At 66.1% G+C, this 17,565-nt stretch carries 20 protein-coding genes; 8 read left to right on the top strand and 12 right to left on the bottom strand.

Annotation, left to right across the window (positions count from 1 at the left end):
- The first annotated feature begins 24 nt into the window (after positions 1–24).
- Together IV501_RS16700 and IV501_RS09780 are read left to right on the top strand one after the other, a co-directional pair.
- Complete coding sequence (locus IV501_RS16700) at positions 25–276, top strand: GNAT family N-acetyltransferase (protein ID WP_200555234.1); 252 nt, start codon at positions 25–27, stop codon at positions 274–276.
- A gap of 305 nt (positions 277–581) precedes the next feature.
- Entirely contained in the window at positions 582–1,970 is a 1,389-nt protein-coding gene (locus tag IV501_RS09780; protein ID WP_200555235.1) for an HNH endonuclease signature motif containing protein, read from the top strand.
- Positions 1,971–2,124: 154 nt separating this feature from the next.
- Here IV501_RS09780 and IV501_RS09775 read toward each other — a convergent pair whose 3' ends face one another.
- Positions 2,125–2,472 carry a cytoplasmic protein gene (locus IV501_RS09775; RefSeq protein WP_200555236.1) on the bottom strand — a complete coding sequence of 116 codons (348 nt, stop codon included), beginning with the start codon at positions 2,470–2,472 and terminating at the stop codon, positions 2,125–2,127.
- A gap of 152 nt (positions 2,473–2,624) precedes the next feature.
- Here IV501_RS09775 and IV501_RS09770 point away from each other — a divergent pair, with 152 nt between their 5' ends.
- Together IV501_RS09770 and IV501_RS09765 are read left to right on the top strand one after the other, a co-directional pair.
- Positions 2,625–3,506: a coiled-coil domain-containing protein gene (locus tag IV501_RS09770; RefSeq protein WP_200555237.1), complete on the top strand. Its 882-nt coding sequence runs from the start codon at positions 2,625–2,627 to the stop codon at positions 3,504–3,506.
- 18 nt (positions 3,507–3,524) lie between these two features.
- Positions 3,525–4,031 carry an NUDIX hydrolase gene (locus IV501_RS09765; protein ID WP_307812178.1) on the top strand — a complete coding sequence of 169 codons (507 nt, stop codon included), beginning with the start codon at positions 3,525–3,527 and terminating at the stop codon, positions 4,029–4,031.
- Between the two features lie 24 nt (positions 4,032–4,055).
- Here IV501_RS09765 and IV501_RS09760 read toward each other — a convergent pair whose 3' ends face one another.
- From IV501_RS09760 to IV501_RS09740, 5 genes are all read right to left on the bottom strand, one after another.
- A complete protein-coding gene (locus tag IV501_RS09760) occupies positions 4,056–4,874 on the bottom strand; it encodes an ABC transporter permease (RefSeq protein WP_200555238.1) in 819 nt (272 codons plus the stop codon).
- A 73-nt stretch (positions 4,875–4,947) separates the two neighbouring features.
- Positions 4,948–5,955, bottom strand: a complete 1,008-nt coding sequence (locus IV501_RS09755; RefSeq protein ID WP_200555239.1) for an ABC transporter substrate-binding protein — start codon at positions 5,953–5,955, stop codon at positions 4,948–4,950.
- A 91-nt stretch (positions 5,956–6,046) separates the two neighbouring features.
- Positions 6,047–6,898 carry an ABC transporter ATP-binding protein gene (locus IV501_RS09750; RefSeq protein ID WP_307812179.1) on the bottom strand — a complete coding sequence of 284 codons (852 nt, stop codon included), beginning with the start codon at positions 6,896–6,898 and terminating at the stop codon, positions 6,047–6,049.
- The gene (locus IV501_RS09745) at positions 6,895–7,947 is read right to left on the bottom strand and encodes a FecCD family ABC transporter permease (protein WP_200555240.1); all 1,053 of its coding nucleotides are present in this window, start codon (positions 7,945–7,947) and stop codon (positions 6,895–6,897) included. The genes IV501_RS09750 and IV501_RS09745 overlap by 4 nt, the downstream gene beginning before the upstream one ends.
- Positions 7,944–8,951 carry a FecCD family ABC transporter permease gene (locus tag IV501_RS09740; protein ID WP_200555241.1) on the bottom strand — a complete coding sequence of 336 codons (1,008 nt, stop codon included), beginning with the start codon at positions 8,949–8,951 and terminating at the stop codon, positions 7,944–7,946. The genes IV501_RS09745 and IV501_RS09740 overlap by 4 nt, the downstream gene beginning before the upstream one ends.
- 146 nt (positions 8,952–9,097) lie before the next feature.
- Between IV501_RS09740 and IV501_RS09735 the strand changes: the two genes are divergently transcribed.
- The gene (locus IV501_RS09735) at positions 9,098–10,744 is read left to right on the top strand and encodes an MFS transporter (RefSeq protein ID WP_234698116.1); all 1,647 of its coding nucleotides are present in this window, start codon (positions 9,098–9,100) and stop codon (positions 10,742–10,744) included.
- A gap of 39 nt (positions 10,745–10,783) precedes the next feature.
- On the opposite strand, the gene IV501_RS09730 is transcribed toward IV501_RS09735, so the two are convergent.
- From IV501_RS09730 to IV501_RS09715, 4 genes are read right to left on the bottom strand one after another with little or no spacing between them, the layout of a single operon-like run.
- Positions 10,784–11,230: a DUF2269 family protein gene (locus IV501_RS09730; RefSeq protein WP_200555242.1), complete on the bottom strand. Its 447-nt coding sequence runs from the start codon at positions 11,228–11,230 to the stop codon at positions 10,784–10,786.
- A gap of 7 nt (positions 11,231–11,237) precedes the next feature.
- Positions 11,238–11,681, bottom strand: a complete 444-nt coding sequence (locus IV501_RS09725; protein WP_200555243.1) for a pyridoxamine 5'-phosphate oxidase family protein — start codon at positions 11,679–11,681, stop codon at positions 11,238–11,240.
- Positions 11,681–12,535 (bottom strand): universal stress protein, encoded by an 855-nt coding sequence (locus tag IV501_RS09720; protein WP_200555244.1) that lies wholly within the window; start codon positions 12,533–12,535, stop codon positions 11,681–11,683. The genes IV501_RS09725 and IV501_RS09720 overlap by 1 nt, the downstream gene beginning before the upstream one ends.
- The gene (locus tag IV501_RS09715; protein WP_200555245.1) at positions 12,532–13,455 is read right to left on the bottom strand and encodes a universal stress protein; all 924 of its coding nucleotides are present in this window, start codon (positions 13,453–13,455) and stop codon (positions 12,532–12,534) included. Before IV501_RS09715 ends, IV501_RS09720 begins: the two co-directional genes overlap by 4 nt.
- Before the next feature lie 178 nt (positions 13,456–13,633).
- Here IV501_RS09715 and IV501_RS09710 point away from each other — a divergent pair, with 178 nt between their 5' ends.
- The 3 genes from IV501_RS09710 to IV501_RS09700 all read left to right on the top strand — a co-directional run bounded on the left by IV501_RS09710 (position 13,634) and on the right by IV501_RS09700 (position 16,578).
- Positions 13,634–15,334 carry a sensor histidine kinase gene (locus IV501_RS09710; RefSeq protein ID WP_234698118.1) on the top strand — a complete coding sequence of 567 codons (1,701 nt, stop codon included), beginning with the start codon at positions 13,634–13,636 and terminating at the stop codon, positions 15,332–15,334.
- Entirely contained in the window at positions 15,331–15,981 is a 651-nt protein-coding gene (locus tag IV501_RS09705; RefSeq protein WP_200555246.1) for a response regulator, read from the top strand. Before IV501_RS09710 ends, IV501_RS09705 begins: the two co-directional genes overlap by 4 nt.
- Positions 15,982–16,131: 150 nt before the next feature.
- Entirely contained in the window at positions 16,132–16,578 is a 447-nt protein-coding gene (locus tag IV501_RS09700) for a pyridoxamine 5'-phosphate oxidase family protein (RefSeq protein WP_200555247.1), read from the top strand.
- A gap of 11 nt (positions 16,579–16,589) precedes the next feature.
- On the opposite strand, the gene IV501_RS09695 is transcribed toward IV501_RS09700, so the two are convergent.
- Together IV501_RS09695 and IV501_RS09690 are read right to left on the bottom strand one after the other, a co-directional pair.
- Positions 16,590–17,063, bottom strand: coding sequence for a hypothetical protein (locus IV501_RS09695; RefSeq protein WP_200555248.1), 474 nt, complete (start codon positions 17,061–17,063; stop codon positions 16,590–16,592).
- Between the two features lie 37 nt (positions 17,064–17,100).
- On the bottom strand, positions 17,101–17,565 hold the full coding sequence (locus IV501_RS09690; protein ID WP_200555249.1) for a universal stress protein: 465 nt from the start codon (positions 17,563–17,565) through the stop codon (positions 17,101–17,103).

The raw sequence follows: 17,565 nt of genomic DNA, 5'->3' as shown, positions 1-17,565 counted from the left end.
GATCACCAGCACGGATTCGTGCTCGTGGCGCTCGACGCCAGCGCAACGCCGTGCGGTTTCGCCCAAGTGCTTGAGGTCGATGGCTTCGCTCACCTCGAACAGCCGTCGGTGCTGCCGCAGCACACTCGGCTGGGGCACGGTCGTGATCTTCTGAGAGTTGCTGTGCTCGAGGCCAAACAGCGCGGCTACGACCGCACGACACTTCGCACCTTTGCCGATATCCCGTGGAACGCTCCCTTCTACGCCACCGAAGCTTTGTCGAGTGCGGGCCTGTGAGCGATTCCACCAGCGCCTTGCTCGCGCGGAAGCTGGTCTCGGGCTCGGGAGGCACGGCCGCCGGGTGCAGATGGTCGCGTTGTTCTGGCCGCGGCGCGCCAGCCACCCGCGCAGACAGAGCGCCAGCGATGGCAATCCTCACCGGGCTGCCTCACTGCTGCGCAATTACGCCCGAGCAGCACGATACCGAGCGGTCAGGCACCCCTCCTCCACATTGGCCACCTGGGCGCAGTTATCCACAGGAAACCCTGGTCAGAAGGGTAATTGTCGGATGGAATGTCGGTGGTCGGTGAGACGCTGTCGACATGGAAAACTCGCCCGCGACCCTTCTCGCCGACCTGTCAGAGGTGTGCGCTGACGGGTTCGACGGGTTCGCCGGTGTCGCGTCAGATCAGCTGCTGCGGATGGTTGCGGATTCCGGCATCGTGCAGCGCGCCGTCGACGCGATCCGGGTGACACTCGCCGGCGAAGTCGTCGAACGATCCGCCCCGCATCTCGGTGCCGAGGGGATGGTCCGGCAAGCAGGCCACTCGAGACCGGCAACGTTCCTGGCCGAGCTGTGGCAGATCAGCATCCCGGAGGCGGCACGACTGTGCGACCTGGGGACTGCAACGCGATCGAAACGCGCGCTGGATGGCTCCCCGTTGCCGGCCCGGTATCCCGCGGTTGCCGCTGCGGTCGCGGATCTGTCGCTGGGGGTGGAGGCGGCTGTGGTGATCGTGCGGGAACTGGACCTGGCCGCCCCCTTCTGCTCCACCGAAGCGCGCGCGGCGGGGGAGCGGCTGCTGGTGGAGCATGCGCCGGGGTTGACGGTGAAGCAGATCGCGGGGGTGGCCCGGCAGGTGCGGGACCGTCTGGATGAGGACGGTGCCGAACCCCGCGATGTGATCCGGAGGCAGCGGCGAGCACTGTCGTGGGTGACTGAACCGGATGGGATGGTGCGTCTGGTCTGGGTAATGCCCCCAGAAACCGCCGGACTGGTGCGTGCCGGGATCGACCAGCTCGTCGGTGAGCAGTTGCGGGCTGCCCGCGACAGGGTTCCCGATTCTTTGGGACAGGACGGTAGTGCCGACAGTGATGATCGGACCATGCCGCACCGCCGCGCCGATGCCGCCGAAGACCTCTTCCGGCAGGCGGTCAACTGCACGTGCGGTGCTGGTGGTGGTAGTGGTGGTGGTGGTGGTGGTGGTAGTGGTGGTGGTGGTGGTAGTCCGTTGGTGACGATGGTCGTGCGGATGAGCCTCGACCAATTGATCACCGGGCTCGGCACCGCCCAGATCGATGGGATCGATGCCGGGATCTCCGCCACCCGGGCGCGGATCATGGCGGCAGATGCGAACATCATCCCCGCAGTCCTTGGCGGTGCCGGGGAAGTCCTGGATCTGGGCAGGTCGCGGCGACTATTCAGTCCCGCCCAACGCCACGCGTTGGCCGAAACCTATGGCGGGTGTGCGTTCCCGGCCTGCGCACACCCACCGAGTTATACCGAAGCGCACCACCTCCAGTGGTGGTGCAGCGGTGGGGTAACGGATCTGGACAACGGGATCCCGTTATGTTCGTTCCACCACCACCGCATCCACGACGACAGCTGGGAAATCCAACTTCGGGAGCAGGTTCCGTACTTCATCCCGCCACCCTGGATCGACCCCGACCAAACACCCCGACAAGGAGGCATAGTGGTGATAGCGATGTGAGCCACGCACGTCGGCGGCACGCGCCACCTCCGCCGCGCGACCGCAGCCGTGGCATCTCAGCCGCGCGACCTCAGCGGCGCGACCTCAGCGGCGCGATCTCAGCGGCGCGACCTCAGCGGCGCGATCTCAGCGGCGCGATCTCAGCCGCGCGACCTCAGCCGATCAAGCGGGGTCCGAGCTGGGGCGACGGGTCGGCGCCGACAGTACTGTGCTTGACCTCGACCAAGATCGTGTGCGTCAGTGTGCTGCCGCTGTTCGTACCGCGGTGAAACTGCGCAGGAAGCCAGACCGCGCGCCCCGCGGGCAGTTCAACATCGGTCGACTGCGTCCCGTCGGACAACTGACGCTCGAACCCCGTGAGAGTCACCATCACGGTGTTCGGGTGATGATGCAGCGTCGGGGCGTCGCCGGGTACATCGGTGTACTCCAGTACCCGCACGTCGTCGTTCTCCCACAGCACCCGGTTAAGCTGCGGGTCCGTCACTACCGGGTCGGCGTCCATGACCGCACTGCACTCTTGCGGCCCCTCGCACTGGAGAGGATGTCTTATCCCAGCGATAGGACGAAGGCTCGTGAGGCGACTCGCGTCATCGGTAACCGTGCGCCGCCGCCGACCAGCGCGCTTCAACCGCCACTGCGCGTAGTGTTCGCGGCATGGCACGCGACGAGTCTGAGATCTCCGCGATCGCGGAAGACCTGTACTCGCTGATGCCGCGGGACTTCATCGCCCGCCGTAACGAGCGTGCGAAGGCCCTCGAAAAACCTCTGGCGGCAGCCGTTCGGGCACTGACGAAGCCGACCCCGGCGGCATGGCTGGTCAATCAGGTGAGCAGGCACCACCGCGAGGAGCTCGACATCGCCATCGCGCTCGGCACCGACCTGCAGCACGCCCAGGGCAACGCCGATCGCGTAAGCATCCAACGCCTCAGCAAGCAGCATCGTGAAGTAGTCAGGAAGCTGGCGGCGCGGGCGCGCGAACTCGGTGCAGAAGCCGCGGTGTCGACCTCGGCACCTGTACTCGACGAGGTGGCGCAGACGTTTTCTGCCGCCATGTCGGATGCGGCGGCGGCCGCAGCGGTGCGGTCCGGCATCCTGATCAGGTCGTTGCAATCCACCGGGCTGGAGCCGGTGGATCTCGAGGGTTCACTCGCACTGCCCGACCTCGTGGGCGCCATCGCCGTGCGGAGTGCACCATCGGCAACGTGGGCGTCGGCAACGGCCGACCGCCGCGCGGCAGCGGAGCGGCAGCGAGTCGCCGAGGAGAGCCTGGACCAGAGACAAAAAAGCGGACGAGAACAAAGTCGAGAACAGAAACGAAAACAGACACAAGCACAGAGTCGAGAACAGACACGGGAACGCGAACGCGAACGTGCGCTTGCAGAACTCCAGCGGCGCCTTGCTCGCGTGCAGGAGTCGGTCGAACGGGCGAGTCGGCAACTGACCGAGATCGACGACGCACGAGAACAGAAGACGGCACAACTCGACGCCGCGCGCGATGAACTCGCGCACCTGCACCGACAGATCGATGCGCTGTAGTCGTCGTGGCTGACCAACGTGGCTGACCATGCGGCGCGGGAGCACAGCGCGGGCATCCTTCCTTTTCGGATGCTCGGTGCTGACCTCGAGGTGTACCTGGGTCACATGGGTGGCCCGTATTGGTCGCGCAAGGATGCCGCGGCCTGGTCGGTCATCAAGGGCGGACTCGAAGCGGGGGAGACGCCTCTGCGGGCGGCACTCCGAGAGTTCAGAGAAGAGACCGGCATTGCCGCCCCGTCGGTCGACTACCGCCTACTGGGAGAGTTCACGCAGCCTTCCCGCAAGATCGTGACGGTGTTCGTCGCTCAGATCGACGACCTCCCGGTCGCGCTCTGCGGCAACACCTTCGACATCGAATGGCCACCGCGCTCCGGCCATCTGCAGAGCTTCCCCGAGATCGACCGCGGCGGATGGTTCGGACTCGAGGTCGCCCGCAGCAAGCTCTTGCGCGGGCTCGTGCCGGTCATCGATGCCCTCGCCTTTCTGCGTCCGGCGCAAGGCCCGCGCGACATACCGCCGCACTGACCCAGGCCGCCCTGACTCAGAGGGTCAGTGCGCGGCGTCGGATCGCGCGAGATCGGACCGCGAAGGCGCGGTGATTGCCGGCCCGAGCAGCGACCGACCGCCCAACGGGCTCTCCTCCAGGGGAAGTACTTCCGGCGCGCCGAAAACGAGGGTGAACAGCGCCACCGTGATGGCTCCGGCGGCGAGGATGGCCGCCAGCACGATGAGCTGAAACTCCGCCGCCTCCAACGGCGAGGCGCCGGCGAATACCGCCCCGACAAAGGCACCGGGGAGTGTCACGATTCCGGTGGTACGAGTCTGATCGGTCGACGGGATGAGCGCGGTAGAGGCCGCCGCGCGTACCGCTCGCAGTGCCGCGCGCCTGCTGGTCGCTCCCACCGACAGCCAGGCTTCGATCTCCTCGCGCTGCGCGAGGATCAGGCCGCCAAGCGACCGTCCCATCAGCGTCGAGACCGTCATCGTGTTTCCGACGATGATTCCGCCGACCGCCAGAACGTACCGCGGTGAGAACTCGACGGCGCCGGTGACAAAGACCAGAGAGGTCGGCACCGCGGCCGCGATCACGACGGTTGCAGCGAGCACGGGAAGGTAGCGCCGCGGCAGACGCAGCCGCCGGAACACGACCCAGGTGGCGGCCACGACCATCACCAGCAGGAAGACCGCCACCCACAGCGTGCTGGTGATCACCCCGTGCAGAATCACGGTGAGGACTCCGAGCTGGAGCGCGGCCCGCAGCACCGCCCATGGCTGCAACCACGGATGCTCGAGTCGCAGGGCGAGCACGATCACCAGGGTCACGGCCGTCAGCGATGCGACGGCGATGAGGGTCACCCAGATGCTCACGATCGATTACATCACGGCATGCCTGGCTCACGCAGATCCGTGCGCAGTACCTGCGAACTCAACGCCAGATCGCTCAGACGTTTTTCGAGTCGCGCAGAATCTTCGCCAGCTCGGTGATGTGCTTGGCCTGTGAGGCGTAGTCGAGAGCGGCAGAGTTCCAGGCGTGGATCTGGCCGGTCTTCAGAGCGGGACTGGAAGCGAAGGTCGCTTGGTCGAGCAGGTCCTTCTTCTGGAACCCCTCGACGTTGACCAGCAGCACGTCCCCGGTCATCATCTGGGCGGCATTTTCCCAGCTGTACTTGTCCCAGTAGTACTCGCCGTCGGGGTGCAGATCGGTGAATTTCACGCCGAGGCTCCGATAAAGCTCAGTCTCCGGCTCATCGCCGGGTTTGACCACATAGACACCGTCGGCATCGGCGTACATCTGAGTGACTTCGAGCTTTGTCTGCGCGGCCGCGGCCCTGAGATCGGCCGCCGCGGAGTCGTATTTCTTCTTCGCCGCGGCGATCGTGTCAGGGTCGGCTCCGAGAGCGGTGGCGAGCTTGTTGACGCTCGTGATCACGTCACTACCCTTGCCACCGACCTTGATCGCGACGATGGGAGCGATCTTCTCCAGCTGGGTCTGCTGTTCCTTGTCGGCCAGGCTGTAGTAGGGCTCATCCTTATTAATGGTGCCCTTGCGGTCGGTCGGGTAGACGCCCGCGACGATCAGGTCTGGCGCAGCCTCGGCCAGCTTCTCGAGGTCGATTTCGCCATAGCTGTTACCGACGATGGCGGTCGAGGAGATGTCGTAGTCGGCGAAACGGTCATCGCTCGCGACCGCGACGCGACCAAAGACCGCGACCGGCTTCACTCCCGTACTGAGCAGCCCGAGGGCGTAGTCGGCGTAGCTGGCGATGCGCTTCGGCTGGTGATCGAGGGTCACCGTCTTTCCGGTGTCGTCGGTGAAGCTCCACGACGACGAACCGGCGTTGCCGCCAGAAACGGAGTCGGATGTCGCGCTACAGCCGACGAGACTGACGATCGCGAGGAGGGGGGCGAGCAGGAGAACGGAGCGGCGCACGGCCTTGGTTGGGGTCACAAAACTTAGGTTAGCCTACCCTTATCTTGCTGCGCGACCGGGAGGCTCATCGTCGGACTGGAGCAAATGGACTGGAGCGAATGGGCTCGATCTACGGGAGTAGAGCGAAACCGGAGGTGGTCTCCGCGCGCACGGCAGGAACCACGAGCGGCGTTCCGCTGCTGGGATCGGGCACCACCAACGCGTCAAGGTCGAAGGCAGAGCGCAAGATCTCGGGGGTGAGTACCTCCCATGGCGTGCCGTCGGCGAGCACCCTGCCCCGCCCGACCGCCACGAGCCGGTCTGAATACCGCCCGGCCAGCGACAGATCGTGCAGCACCATCACGACCGTCGCGCCCCGTTCGCGGTTGATCGAGCGCACCAGCTCGAGTAGGTCGAGCTGATGGCTGAGATCGAGAAAGGTGGTCGGCTCGTCGAGCAGGATCGTGGGGGACTCCTGAGCGAGAACAAGGGCGACCCAGGCACGCTGGAGCTGCCCGCCCGAGAGCGAGCCGACATCCCGGGCAGCCAGGTCGGAGAGTCCGGTCGCCGCGAGCGCCGCATCGATCACCTCGGCATCGCTGGAGGTCCATGACTTCAACAGGCTCTGATGCGGATGCCGCCCGCGCGACACGAGATCACGCACGCTAGTGGCCGACGGAGTGAGCGGCTTCTGGGGCAGGATCGCGAGCCGACGGGCCACCTCCCGGGTCGCGTACTCGCGCACCGGGCGCCCGTCCAGATACACGGTGCCCGTACTCGGCATCAGGATTCGCCCGAACGCCTTCAGCAGGGTCGACTTTCCGCTGCCGTTGGCGCCGATCAGGGTCGTGACCTTACCGGCCTCGATGCTGAGATGGAGTCCTTCGAACACCACCGAGCGCTCGTACGACAGAGTGATGTCGCGCACCTCGATGGCAGCATGTCGAGCGGGCCGATGAGTACTCGTAAGAGTTTCGGTCACAGTTTCTCCCGTTCAGTTCGTCGAGTGAGCAGCCAGATGAGATAGGGGGCGCCGATGATCGCGGTAATGATGCCGACCGGCACCTCGCCGGGCAGCACGCCGCGGCCCAGAGCATCGCCACCGGTCACGATGATGGCGCCGACCAGCCCAGCTGCGAGCAACGGAGGACGCCCGGTTCGAGTGAGCCTGCGAGCGATCTGCGGTGCGACGAAGGCGACGAACTCCACCGGACCGCTCGCCGAAACAGCGGCAGCGGTGAGCACCACCGCGCAGGCGATGACCAGCAGTCGATGGCGCTGCACCACCACACCGAGGCTGGTCGAGATCTCATCGCCGAGCTGCGTGATCTCGAGGTTCGCCGATTGCGTGAGCGCGATGGGCAGGATTACCGCAAGACAGATCAGAACGGGCCAGACGCTGGCCCAGGAGACACCGGAGAGGCTGCCGACCAGCCATTGCGCGGCCGCGGCTGCCTCGGTGATTTTGGCGTGCGCGATGAGGTAGCTGGTGACGCCGCCGAGGGCCGCGGTTGCCCCGATTCCGATCAGAATCAGACGGTAGCTATCGACGCCAGATCTCCAGGCGAGGCCATAGACGACGGCGGAGGTGATCATGGCTCCGAGCACCGCTACCGCGGGGAGCCCCAGGGAGAGAAGACCGGCTCCGACCGAATAACTCCCGCCGGCGAGCACAATGGCGGCCACGGCTCCGAGGCTCGCCCCGGAGGTGACTCCGAGGATGTCCGGGGTCGCGAGCGGATTGCGAGCGAAGGTCTGCGTGAGGGCGCCGGCCAGCCCGAGTGCGGCGCCGACAAGCAAACCCGCCACGACGCGGGGCAGGCGCAGCTCGACGACGATCAGCTGCTGTCCGGGCGTGCCGGCGCCGATGAGTGTACGCACGACATCTGCCCCCGTCAGCGAGGACGAGCCAGCGACCACGCCCCACAGAGCGATCACGAGAACCGCAACCAGGCACAGCAGCGTCACGACGACGACCCGGCTCTGTCGGCGCGTCACCGCAGCGGGCTTCGCCTCCCGCAGCGCCGTCACAGCGTCGCCATCCGTGCGCGTCTCACGATCACGATGAACACGACTCCGCCGAGCACAGCGAGTACGACCCCCACGGAGACCTCCGCGGTGCCACCGATGAGACGTCCGACGACGTCGCAGGCGAGCAGCACACACGAACCGATCAGGCCGGATGCGGGGAGCAGCCACCGATGGTCGCCGCCGATCGCTGCGCGCGCGACGTGTGGCGCTGTGAGGCCGACGAAACCGATTGGTCCGGTGATCGCGACGGCGCTGGCGGTCAGCAAGGTGATCGCCGCCAACCCGACAATCCGGGCGCGAACGAGGTTCTCGCCGAGCCCGCTGGCCATCTCGGCGCCCAGGGCGAGGGCGTTGAGAGAGCGGACATTGGCGACGGCACAGATGATGCCCAGCCCGGCAAAGATGAGGGCCGCGTCCACCCCGGCCAGGCTGCGACCGGAGAGCGACCCGACCACCCAGATGCGGTAGGCGGCCAGAGTCGTCTCGTCGGACAGGACTAGAAACGATGTCAGTGCGATCAACAGCGCCGAGACCGCCGTTCCCGCGATCGCCAGCGGGACAGGGCTCGAGAGCCCGGTGCCGAGCGCGGCGACGGAGAACACCACGATGCTTGCCACCACCGCGCCGGCGAGGGCAAGCCATAGCGTGGTGAGCACTGAACTCGTTCCGAGCACGTAGACCCCGATGACGACGGCGAGACTCGCGCCGGCCGAGACGCCGAAGATGCCGGGGTCGGCAAGCGGATTGCGGGTCTGTCCCTGCATGACAGCGCCGGCGACGCCGAGGCAGAATCCAACGAGCAGGCCGAGCACGGTGCGCGGAACGCGGGAGCCCCAGACGACGTCCCCAACATCCCGAGCGGGATCGAGCAGACCGGTCACCACCGCGGTGGGACTGATCAGATTGCTGCCGAGAATCAGGCTGACCACCGCGATGAGCGCGACCCCCGCAGTGAGTGCACCGAGCACGAGCGCACGCTGGTGGTGGGCTGAGGATCGGTACACCGTGTAAGCGTAGCCTTACCTAACTTGCACATCCTGACGGTGACCCCGTCCGTGCCCCTCACTCGAATCGGCATTTCCCGCAGTCTGGCGCCCTTTTCGTGTAACTTTTCGCCACGAGGAAAGTTCCCTCGCCCGCAGTGGCACTCATGGCATTCGAATCCGAGGGGAGCCGGATGATGTCGCTCAAAGGCAGCCCATCCACATCAGTCTCCGCGTGGGCGCCGATGGCGATCACCGCGTTCCGCGTGCTCTGGTTCGCCCAGCTCGGAAGCAACATCGGCAGCTGGATGCAGACCGTCGGCGCCCAGTGGTATTTGGTCGAAGGCGCAGCCAGCGCCACGATCATCGCCCTCGTCCAGACCGCGAGTCTCGCACCCGCGATCGTCTTCTCTCTCCCCGCCGGAGTACTCGCGGATTCACTGGATCGCCGGAAACTCCTGATCTGGGGGTCCGCAATCAGCGGGGTTATCGCCGCGGCTCTTACCGTCGTCGCAGCGCTGAACGACCTGACGGTGTGGGCGATCCTCGCATTCACCTTCGTGCTCGGCATCACCTCGACGCTCACGTCGCCAGCCTGGCAGGCGATCCAGCCCGAACTGGTGCCGAGGTCGCTCATCGGGGCCTCCTCGGCGCTCGGTGGAATCACGGTCAATGGGGCTCGAGCGGTCGGCCCCGCCCTTGCCGGGGTCATCCTTTCCGTCTTTGGCGCACCGGTCGTCTTCGGAATCAACGCGCTGAGTTTCGCGGCCGCGGCGTTGGCCCTGCTCTGGTGGAAGCGTCCACCTCAGCCCGGTCTCGACGATCGGGAGCCGTTCGGTGCGGCACTTCGCGCTGGCGTGCGGTACGTCGCATCCGCTCGCCTGGTGCGTCGAATACTGGCGCGATCCGCCCTGTTCGCCATGCCGGCGAGCGCTCTGTGGGCCCTGCTGCCGGTGACAGCGACCCGGCTCGAACTGGACTCGAGCGGATACGGGCTTCTCTTGGGTGCTCTGGGCGCCGGCGCAGTGTTGGGCATCTTCGCGCTCCCGGCCGCTCGCAAGCGCTTCTCCGACAATGTCGTGATCGCGGCGAGCGCCGCGTTGTTCGCCGTGGGAACGATCGCCGCCGCGGTTCTGCCCTTTCTGCCTGCCCTGGTGCTGCTGGTGCTCGCCGGTCTCGCCTGGATCGGCACGCTGACCGTGCTCAACGCCTCACTCCAGCTCACCCTCCCGCAGTGGGTGCGCTCGCGCGGCGCGTCCGTATACATCCTGGTGTTCATGGGCACGATGGCTCTGGGCTCATTCGTCTGGGGGCTTATCGCCGAATGGCTCGGCACCACCGTGGCCCTGACCACATCGGCCGCGCTGCTCGTTCTCGTCGCGGCCAGCGTTCGCGTCGCACCACTCCTCCCGGGCACCGGAACAATCGATCGCACCATCAGCTCGACGCTCCCTACCCCCTCCCTCGTCTTCGAGCCCGCACCTACCGACGGTCCGGTGGTGGTGCAGGTGTCGTACACCGTGCGCCCCGACGCAGTCGACGACTTCCGTTCCGCCATGCGCCTGGTCGAGGGCTCCCGCAGGCGCACCGGTGGTTCGCGCTGGCGCCTCTATAGAAGCGGCGAGACGGCGGATGTCTTCCTCGAATCGTTCGTCGTTCCCTCCTGGGGAGAGTTCCGGCGGCAACAGTCCGAACGGCTCACCGGCAGGGACCGCGAGATGCGCGATGCGGCGGTCGCGTTCAGCACCACCGCCCCAACCGAACAGCATTTCTTTCCAGCGTCCGATCTCCGTTCCCACCACGAACGCACCTGATCGCCAGCAGACCCACGCGTTACCCTCGGCCGTACAGCCCTAGGGCTGCCAGACCATCAGCACCGTGATCGCCACCAAACCGAGCGTCGTAGCTCCCGAGGCTGCGGCGACGGCGCGATAGGCGCGCATCGACCGGTGCGGCGTCGACTGTGGCGAGGTGAGTCGGTCCGCCTCATTGCGCAGCAGAGGGACGGTGACGAACAGACTGAGGCTGGTCGCGACGAGGTAGATGATGACGGATGCCGCCACCCACGGAGTCAGAACCGTCAGCTGCTCCTTCGATCTGGCCGTCGCCAGCACGCCGAATCCCAGCACGACCACGACGAGCGAGAGCAGGCTGAAAAGACGGGTCGCCCTGCTGATCGAGTCGAGCCGCCCAGCGTTCGCGGCGCGGACTTCGCGTAGTCCCATCATCGGCAGTATCGCCATGGGTCCGATTACGAACATTGCCGCGACGACATGTGCGACGAGAAGGAGGGTCGACATTCCTGGCTCAGCCGATCGACGCGGCGGACACTACCGCTTGGGGCTCGCGTCGTGGGGAGCGACGGAATCGCCTCCCGGTCACCGAGAGCGGCTGGATTCGAATGTAATTCCACTTGTCGCCGGACAGGTACGACGCCAGTTCCATTACGCCAGAGGATTCGATCTCCGAGTCGGAGTTGACGCGGTGGGCCGTTCCCCGGATGACCACGCTCCAGCGCTGGCGTGAGTAGATGCCATCCGCTTCGAAGGCCACCGCGGGATCGACGCCGAGCGCGGCGAGCTTGTCGCCCGGCGCGCTCCGGAAATACAGGACGCCATCGCCGACCAGGTAATTCAGCGGGACGATATCGGGAGAGCCGTCGCTCATCAGTGCAAGGCGGCCGAGGTCGGTCGTGCGAAGGAGTGACCAACATTCCTCCGCGTCGAGTTGTGTGGCGTCAGCGGTCTGCATCACAGTTCCTTTCTGGTCGGCGGCACGATTGCCACCGGACATGGCATGTTCATGAGCAGGTCGTGGCCGACCGACCCGAGCAGCAGTGAGCTGAGGGGTGAGAGGCGACGGGTGCCGACCACGACGAGGCGAGTACCGGCGGTGGCGCGCACGGTGGTGAGCACCCCCACCGACGGGTCGCCCTCGACCAGTTGCTTCGTCACGACCACCGAGGGATGGCTATTCGCAAGCTCGGCGTGCACGGTGTCGAGCACGAGGCGGCCGGCCGCCCGGAGTTCGGCCGTCAATCGCTTGAGCTGCAGGGGATCGGCGAATACCAGGGGTGCCACTCCCCAGACGTTCACGAGGAGCAGATCAGTGGTGAGAGCTCGTGCCATCTCGGCCGCGAAAGTGATGGCGGCGTTATCGGTGGTGTCGTCGACTCCCACGACGATCGGCCCGAGAGATTCCTTCCACGCCGCAGGCACCACGACGAGAGGACTTTCCGTCGAGTCGGCGACCTTCAGCGGAATCGTTCCGTGGATGATCCCCGAGATCACGCCGGTCTTGTCCGAGCCGACGACGAGTACCGATGCGTCCTTCGCCTGAGCGACGAGTTCGCTGACGACGCGACCGAAGGCTCGACGGGTTTCCACGACCGTTCCGGTCGTCGCGGCTTTGGCGTCATCGAGCAGCGACTCCACTGCTCGCGCGTGGGCTTCGGTGTACTCCGCGGACATGACGCTCGCGATGTCGACGTCGACCACGCCGACGACCACCAGGCGCGCACTCAGCCGGTCCGCGATCATCCGTGCCCAGGTGAGCGCCGACGCGGATGCGACCGTTCCATCGATTCCTACGACGATCTCTGTCACCATTCGCTCCGATCCGGGCTTTCTGTCGTGCCCTCAGCATCGACCAGCAAGGCCGTGTGTCCAGGGACCAAAGACCCGCGCTGAACCGAAGTGAGCCCGTGCACCACCACAGTCGGTCCGGTGATGTTCATCAGCACGTCGTGCACCACCGGGCCGAGCAGAGTGAGGTCTGCGCCGCGGCGTCGCGTCGAGCCGAGCACCAGCAGTTCCGCGTGGGCGGCAGCGTCGATGAGCGCCTCGGCCGGCGGCCGGCGCACCGACCGCACCCGGACATGGTGCGACACCCCGAGCGCCTTCACGCGCTCGATGGCGTGAACCGGAAGGGAGCTAGCCGAGGAAGTCATCGCTGTCACAATTGCGCTCTGGCGCCGTCGCGGCGGCGCAATCGCATGGAGGATCACCAGCGGCTCGTCGAGTTCCCGGGACTCCCGCGCAGCAAATGCCAGGGCTGCCTCCCCACCCGCGGAATCGTCGAGTCCCACGACGATTCCGTCTCGTTGCGATGTGCTGAAACCCGGGATGATCGCCACCGGGCTCTGCGACGCTGCGGCCAGTTGCAGGCTCCGGGAGCCGAGGGCCCGCCCGTGGAAGAACCCGGTCTTGTGGGTACCGACGACCACCAGATGAGCGGAATGAGATGCATCGACCAGTTCGACGATCGGGTCGCCGATCGTCACTCGAACCACGCACTCGACCTCCGGAGCCACGGATGATGCGAGCGCCGCCGCACCGGCGACCAACTCGAGCGCCTCGGGGTGAAGCTCAGCGAGTTGCCGCGTGCCGATGGCTCCCCAGTCGTCGTCGATGACATGGAGGATCTGCAACGGTCTGTTCTGACGCGCGGCGCGGGTCGCTGCCCAGGTGATGGCGGCATCGCCCGCACTCGATCCGTCGATGCCGACCACTATCGACTTCGCCATCGGGCGCTCCTTGGCTGTTGGTGAGGCACTCCTGGGAGTGTGCAAGAGCGGCGGGGACGGAGTGAGGACAAAGGTCCCATGGCAAAAGGTCCCATAGCACCGTTGCCAGCAGAGGCATACTCTGGGGTGATCAGAACTCGCTCGTCCGCCAAACCCGATGAGCGAAAGGCGCATATTCATGCCAGACTCCATATCTTTCCCCGATGCGCCCCGTAGTCAGCTCGACGTTGCACTGACCGAATTGGTCGATCACGCGCGCGACGTGATGGTCACTCAGGGGAGGCTCCGCGCTCTCCTGCGCGCCAACCAGGCAGTCGTCGAACTCATGGAGTTGCCGGAGGTGCTCCGGCGTATCGTCGAGGTGGCCGTAGAGCTGGTGGATGCACGCTACGGCGCGTTGGGTGTCATAGCGCCGAACGGCGAACTTGAGCAATTCATCCATGTGGGCATGCCCGATGCCGAGGTCGCGGCGATCGGTCATCTGCCGGTAGGACACGGCCTGCTCGGTGCGCTCACCGACGACCCGCATCCGATCCGGCTGCGTCACATCGCAGACGACTCCCGATCCGCGGGATTCCCCGCACACCACCCTCCAATGGACAGCTTCCTGGGCGTTCCGATCCGCATCCGCGGCACCGTGTTCGGCAACCTCTACCTGAGCGACCATGCATCGGGCGACTTCAGCGCGGACGACGTGCAACTCGTCACTTCTCTCGCCGCAACCGCCGGCTTCGCCATCGAGAATGCCCGCCTGTATGCGGAAACCCGCAGCCGGCAGGCCTGGTCGGCTGCGTCGGCAGAGGTGACCGCATCCATGCTGTCGGCGGATGAGGAGGATCCGATGGTAATCCTCGTGGAACGTCTACTCACCCTCGCCGATGCCGACCTCGTGGTCATGACGACCCTCGCCGCCGGCGGTGACGAAATCCAGGTGAGGGCCGCAAGCGGACTCGCGGCGGCCGAGCTGGTGGGTCGTCGTTTCCCTCTCAACGAGACCATTGCCGGGCGTGCCTTCGACGGAGGCCAGCCTCTGTTGGTCAACGATGGGCCCAATCATCAGATGACCATAGCCGCTCAGCACGGTCTCGGTGCGGTGATGGCGCTGCCCCTCAGCGCGAACGGCACAGTGCAGTCCGTGGTCGTCGTCACCAAGAAACACGGCCGAGCGTCGTTTGAGAATTCGGACCTGGAGATGGCTGCGGACTTCGCTGGGCAAGCCAGCGTGGCGCTCGAGGTGATCAAGTCCCGAACGGCGCGACAACAAATGCTGGTGCTCGAGGACCGCGGACGCATCGCGCGGGACCTCCACGACCACGTCATCCAACAGCTCTTCGGCACGGGGCTGCTGTTGCAGAGCATAGCCGGCGCGCTCCCGCCGCCCGCCTCCGTCCAGATCCTAGAGTCGGTGAACAACATCGACAGGGCTATCGCGCAGATCCGCACGGCGATCTTCGCCCTCTCCACCCCCAGTAGCGGCGGGAGCATCACGGTTCGCCATCGTTTTATCGACCTCGTGACCGAGATGACGACATCCCTGGGCCGCACTCCCACTCTCGAGTTCGGCGGGCCGGTCGACCTCGTGATCACGGACTCGCTTGCAGACGATGTGCTCGCCGTAGCACGGGAAGCACTCACCAATATCGCGCGGCACGCTGAGGCGCAGTCTGCCAGCATCCGGCTCGTTGCCGACGGTGCAGGACTCGAACTGAGCATCGATGACGATGGACACGGTCTCCGCGACTCGACCCGCAGGAGCGGGCTCGCGAATCTTGAAGTGCGGGCCACGTCGCGAGGCGGAACATCGACCGTCGAGAGCAGCTCGGCTGGCACGCAACTCCGCTGGCGTGTGCCCACTGCGCAACCGACAGGGCGAACATGACAGAGACCATCCGCGTATTCCTGCTCGACGACCATGAGATCGTGCGCCGAGGAATCGCCGACCTGCTGAACGCGGAGACCGACATCGAGGTCGTGGGCGAGGCATCGACCGCAGCCCAGGCGCTCGGTCGGGTGACCGCGACGATGCCCACGGTCGCGCTGTTAGACGTCCGGCTGCCCGATGGGAGCGGCATCGACGTGTGCCGAGACATCCGCTCTACCCACCCGGAAATCCGCTGCCTGATCCTCACCGGCTACGACGACGACGAGGCGATCGGGGCGGCTGTTCTCGCCGGCGCCGCCGGCTACGTGCTGAAGGATGTCCGCGGCTCACGCATCCTCGAGGCGATCCGCATGGTGGCGGCAGGCACCTCACTCATCGACCCCGCGCTGAGTCGCCGCGTGGTCGAGAAGATCGCGGCGGACACCGCCGACGACCCCCGCCTGGGATCCCTCGGTCTGCGCGAAAGTCAGATCCTCAGCCTCATCGCCGACGGGCTGACCAACCGTCAGATCGGTGTCGAACTCGGGCTCGCAGAGAAGACCATCAAGAACTACGTCTCCGGACTCCTGGCAAAACTCGGGCTGCAACGCAGAACACAGGCGGCGATCCTCCGGCTGGGACAACGCCCGACCGGTGACGCGTAACGGAGCGTCGACTAGAGCTGCGGTCGACCGGCACGGACGGGACCAAGGTCACTGCCGTCCTCCGCCAGCGACGGTAGCGTCCTGCACGGGATCCACTCTGGCGCGGGAACGCTGGACAACCCGGATCCGCACTGTGACAGAGAGGTCATCATGAGCGCGCACCACGCAGCATCCGTCCCCACATCCGTCAACCCGATCGTCACCCTCGACACGGAGGAGTGCTGGTCACTGCTGGCCTCGGCGGCCCTGGGGAGGCTTGCCGTGTCGGTCGCGGACTCGCCGGATATCTTTCCCATCAATTACTACGCTGACGGCTCGAGCGTGTTGATCCGCACCGCGCAGGGGAGCAAGCTGCTCGAACTCACGATCAACTCGCGGGTTGCATTCGAAGTCGACTCCTTCACCGCAACCGATGGTTGGAGTGTGGTCGTCAAGGGAACGGCAGTGGCACTGGAGAAGCAGAAGGACATTTTCGCGGCGGATGACACGCCACTGACGCCCTGGATTCCCACGGAGAAAGAGGTGTACGTGCGCATCACACCGAGCGAGATCACCGGACGCCGCTTCGTTTTCGGGCCGGAACCGGACCGCCCCTGAACGCCCCCGGATTACGTCCGTGTCGCCGGGACACACTCCCAGGTGATGGCGACCGGACGGCGCCGTCGGTACAGCTCGCCAAGATCCTGGTGCGCGTAGCGGACGAACCCCAGGGCGTCATCCGAGGTGCCGGGACCGTCGCTGACGAATGCGTGGTCACCCGTGACCAAGATCACCACAACAGAGATGCTCCACTCGCGCAGCCAGTCCCCACGATGAACCTGCCGAAGCGCCCCAGGCGTGGTTGTGCGCTCGACCTCGGCGAGCGCGCGCTGCGCCGATTCGTCGAGGTCTGCAAGGCAGAGAAGCGCGACCGTATTTCCCCGGTCGAGAGCACCCGTGACATGGCGGATGAGAATCGACTCCGGGCACCCGGGCGCGGCGGTGATCAGAATCTCGCGGGGCTCTGGAGTGTCGAACAGGAGGGAGCGTAATGACGGCATCGGCGCCATCGACCGCCCGGTGGTCGGCTGAGTGGCGGGCATCCGGATGCTTCGTGTGAGCATGAACGTGCGGTCTGGCTCAGCGTGCCGTGGTGGCGACGTCCGCCCAGATACCCCGGGTGTCCTGGCGATCGTTCTGGTGAACGATCATGACCGGGCACTTGGCCCGCACGGCGCAGTACGTGCTGGTGGAGCCGAGGAGGAATCGCAGGGCGACGTTGTGCCCGCGACTTCCGACCACGAGCAGAACGGCCTTCTCGCTCGCACGCACCATCGCCTCACCGGGCCTGCCGAGTTCGACGACAATCGAAACCCAGTCGGGCACGGTGTCACCGAACACTGCCTGCACCGCGTATTGCGCGGAACATTCCGCTTCGCGCTCGGGATCAAACACCCCGCTCACGTCTTGAAAGGCCACGTATTCCCACGCACTGACGATGCGGAGTTCGGCGTTCGCCATGCGGGCGAACCCCGCGGCGTCGCGCAACGCCTCGATCGACGTCTCCGATCCGTCAACACCGACGACGACGATCTTCTTGTCCAT

Origin of the sequence: Lacisediminihabitans changchengi (assembly GCF_016634425.1) — a bacterium.
GTDB lineage: Bacteria > Actinomycetota > Actinomycetes > Actinomycetales > Microbacteriaceae > Lacisediminihabitans > Lacisediminihabitans changchengi.
Note: the sequence above shows the minus strand (reverse complement) of the source record. Positions and strands in the feature narration are given on the sequence as shown.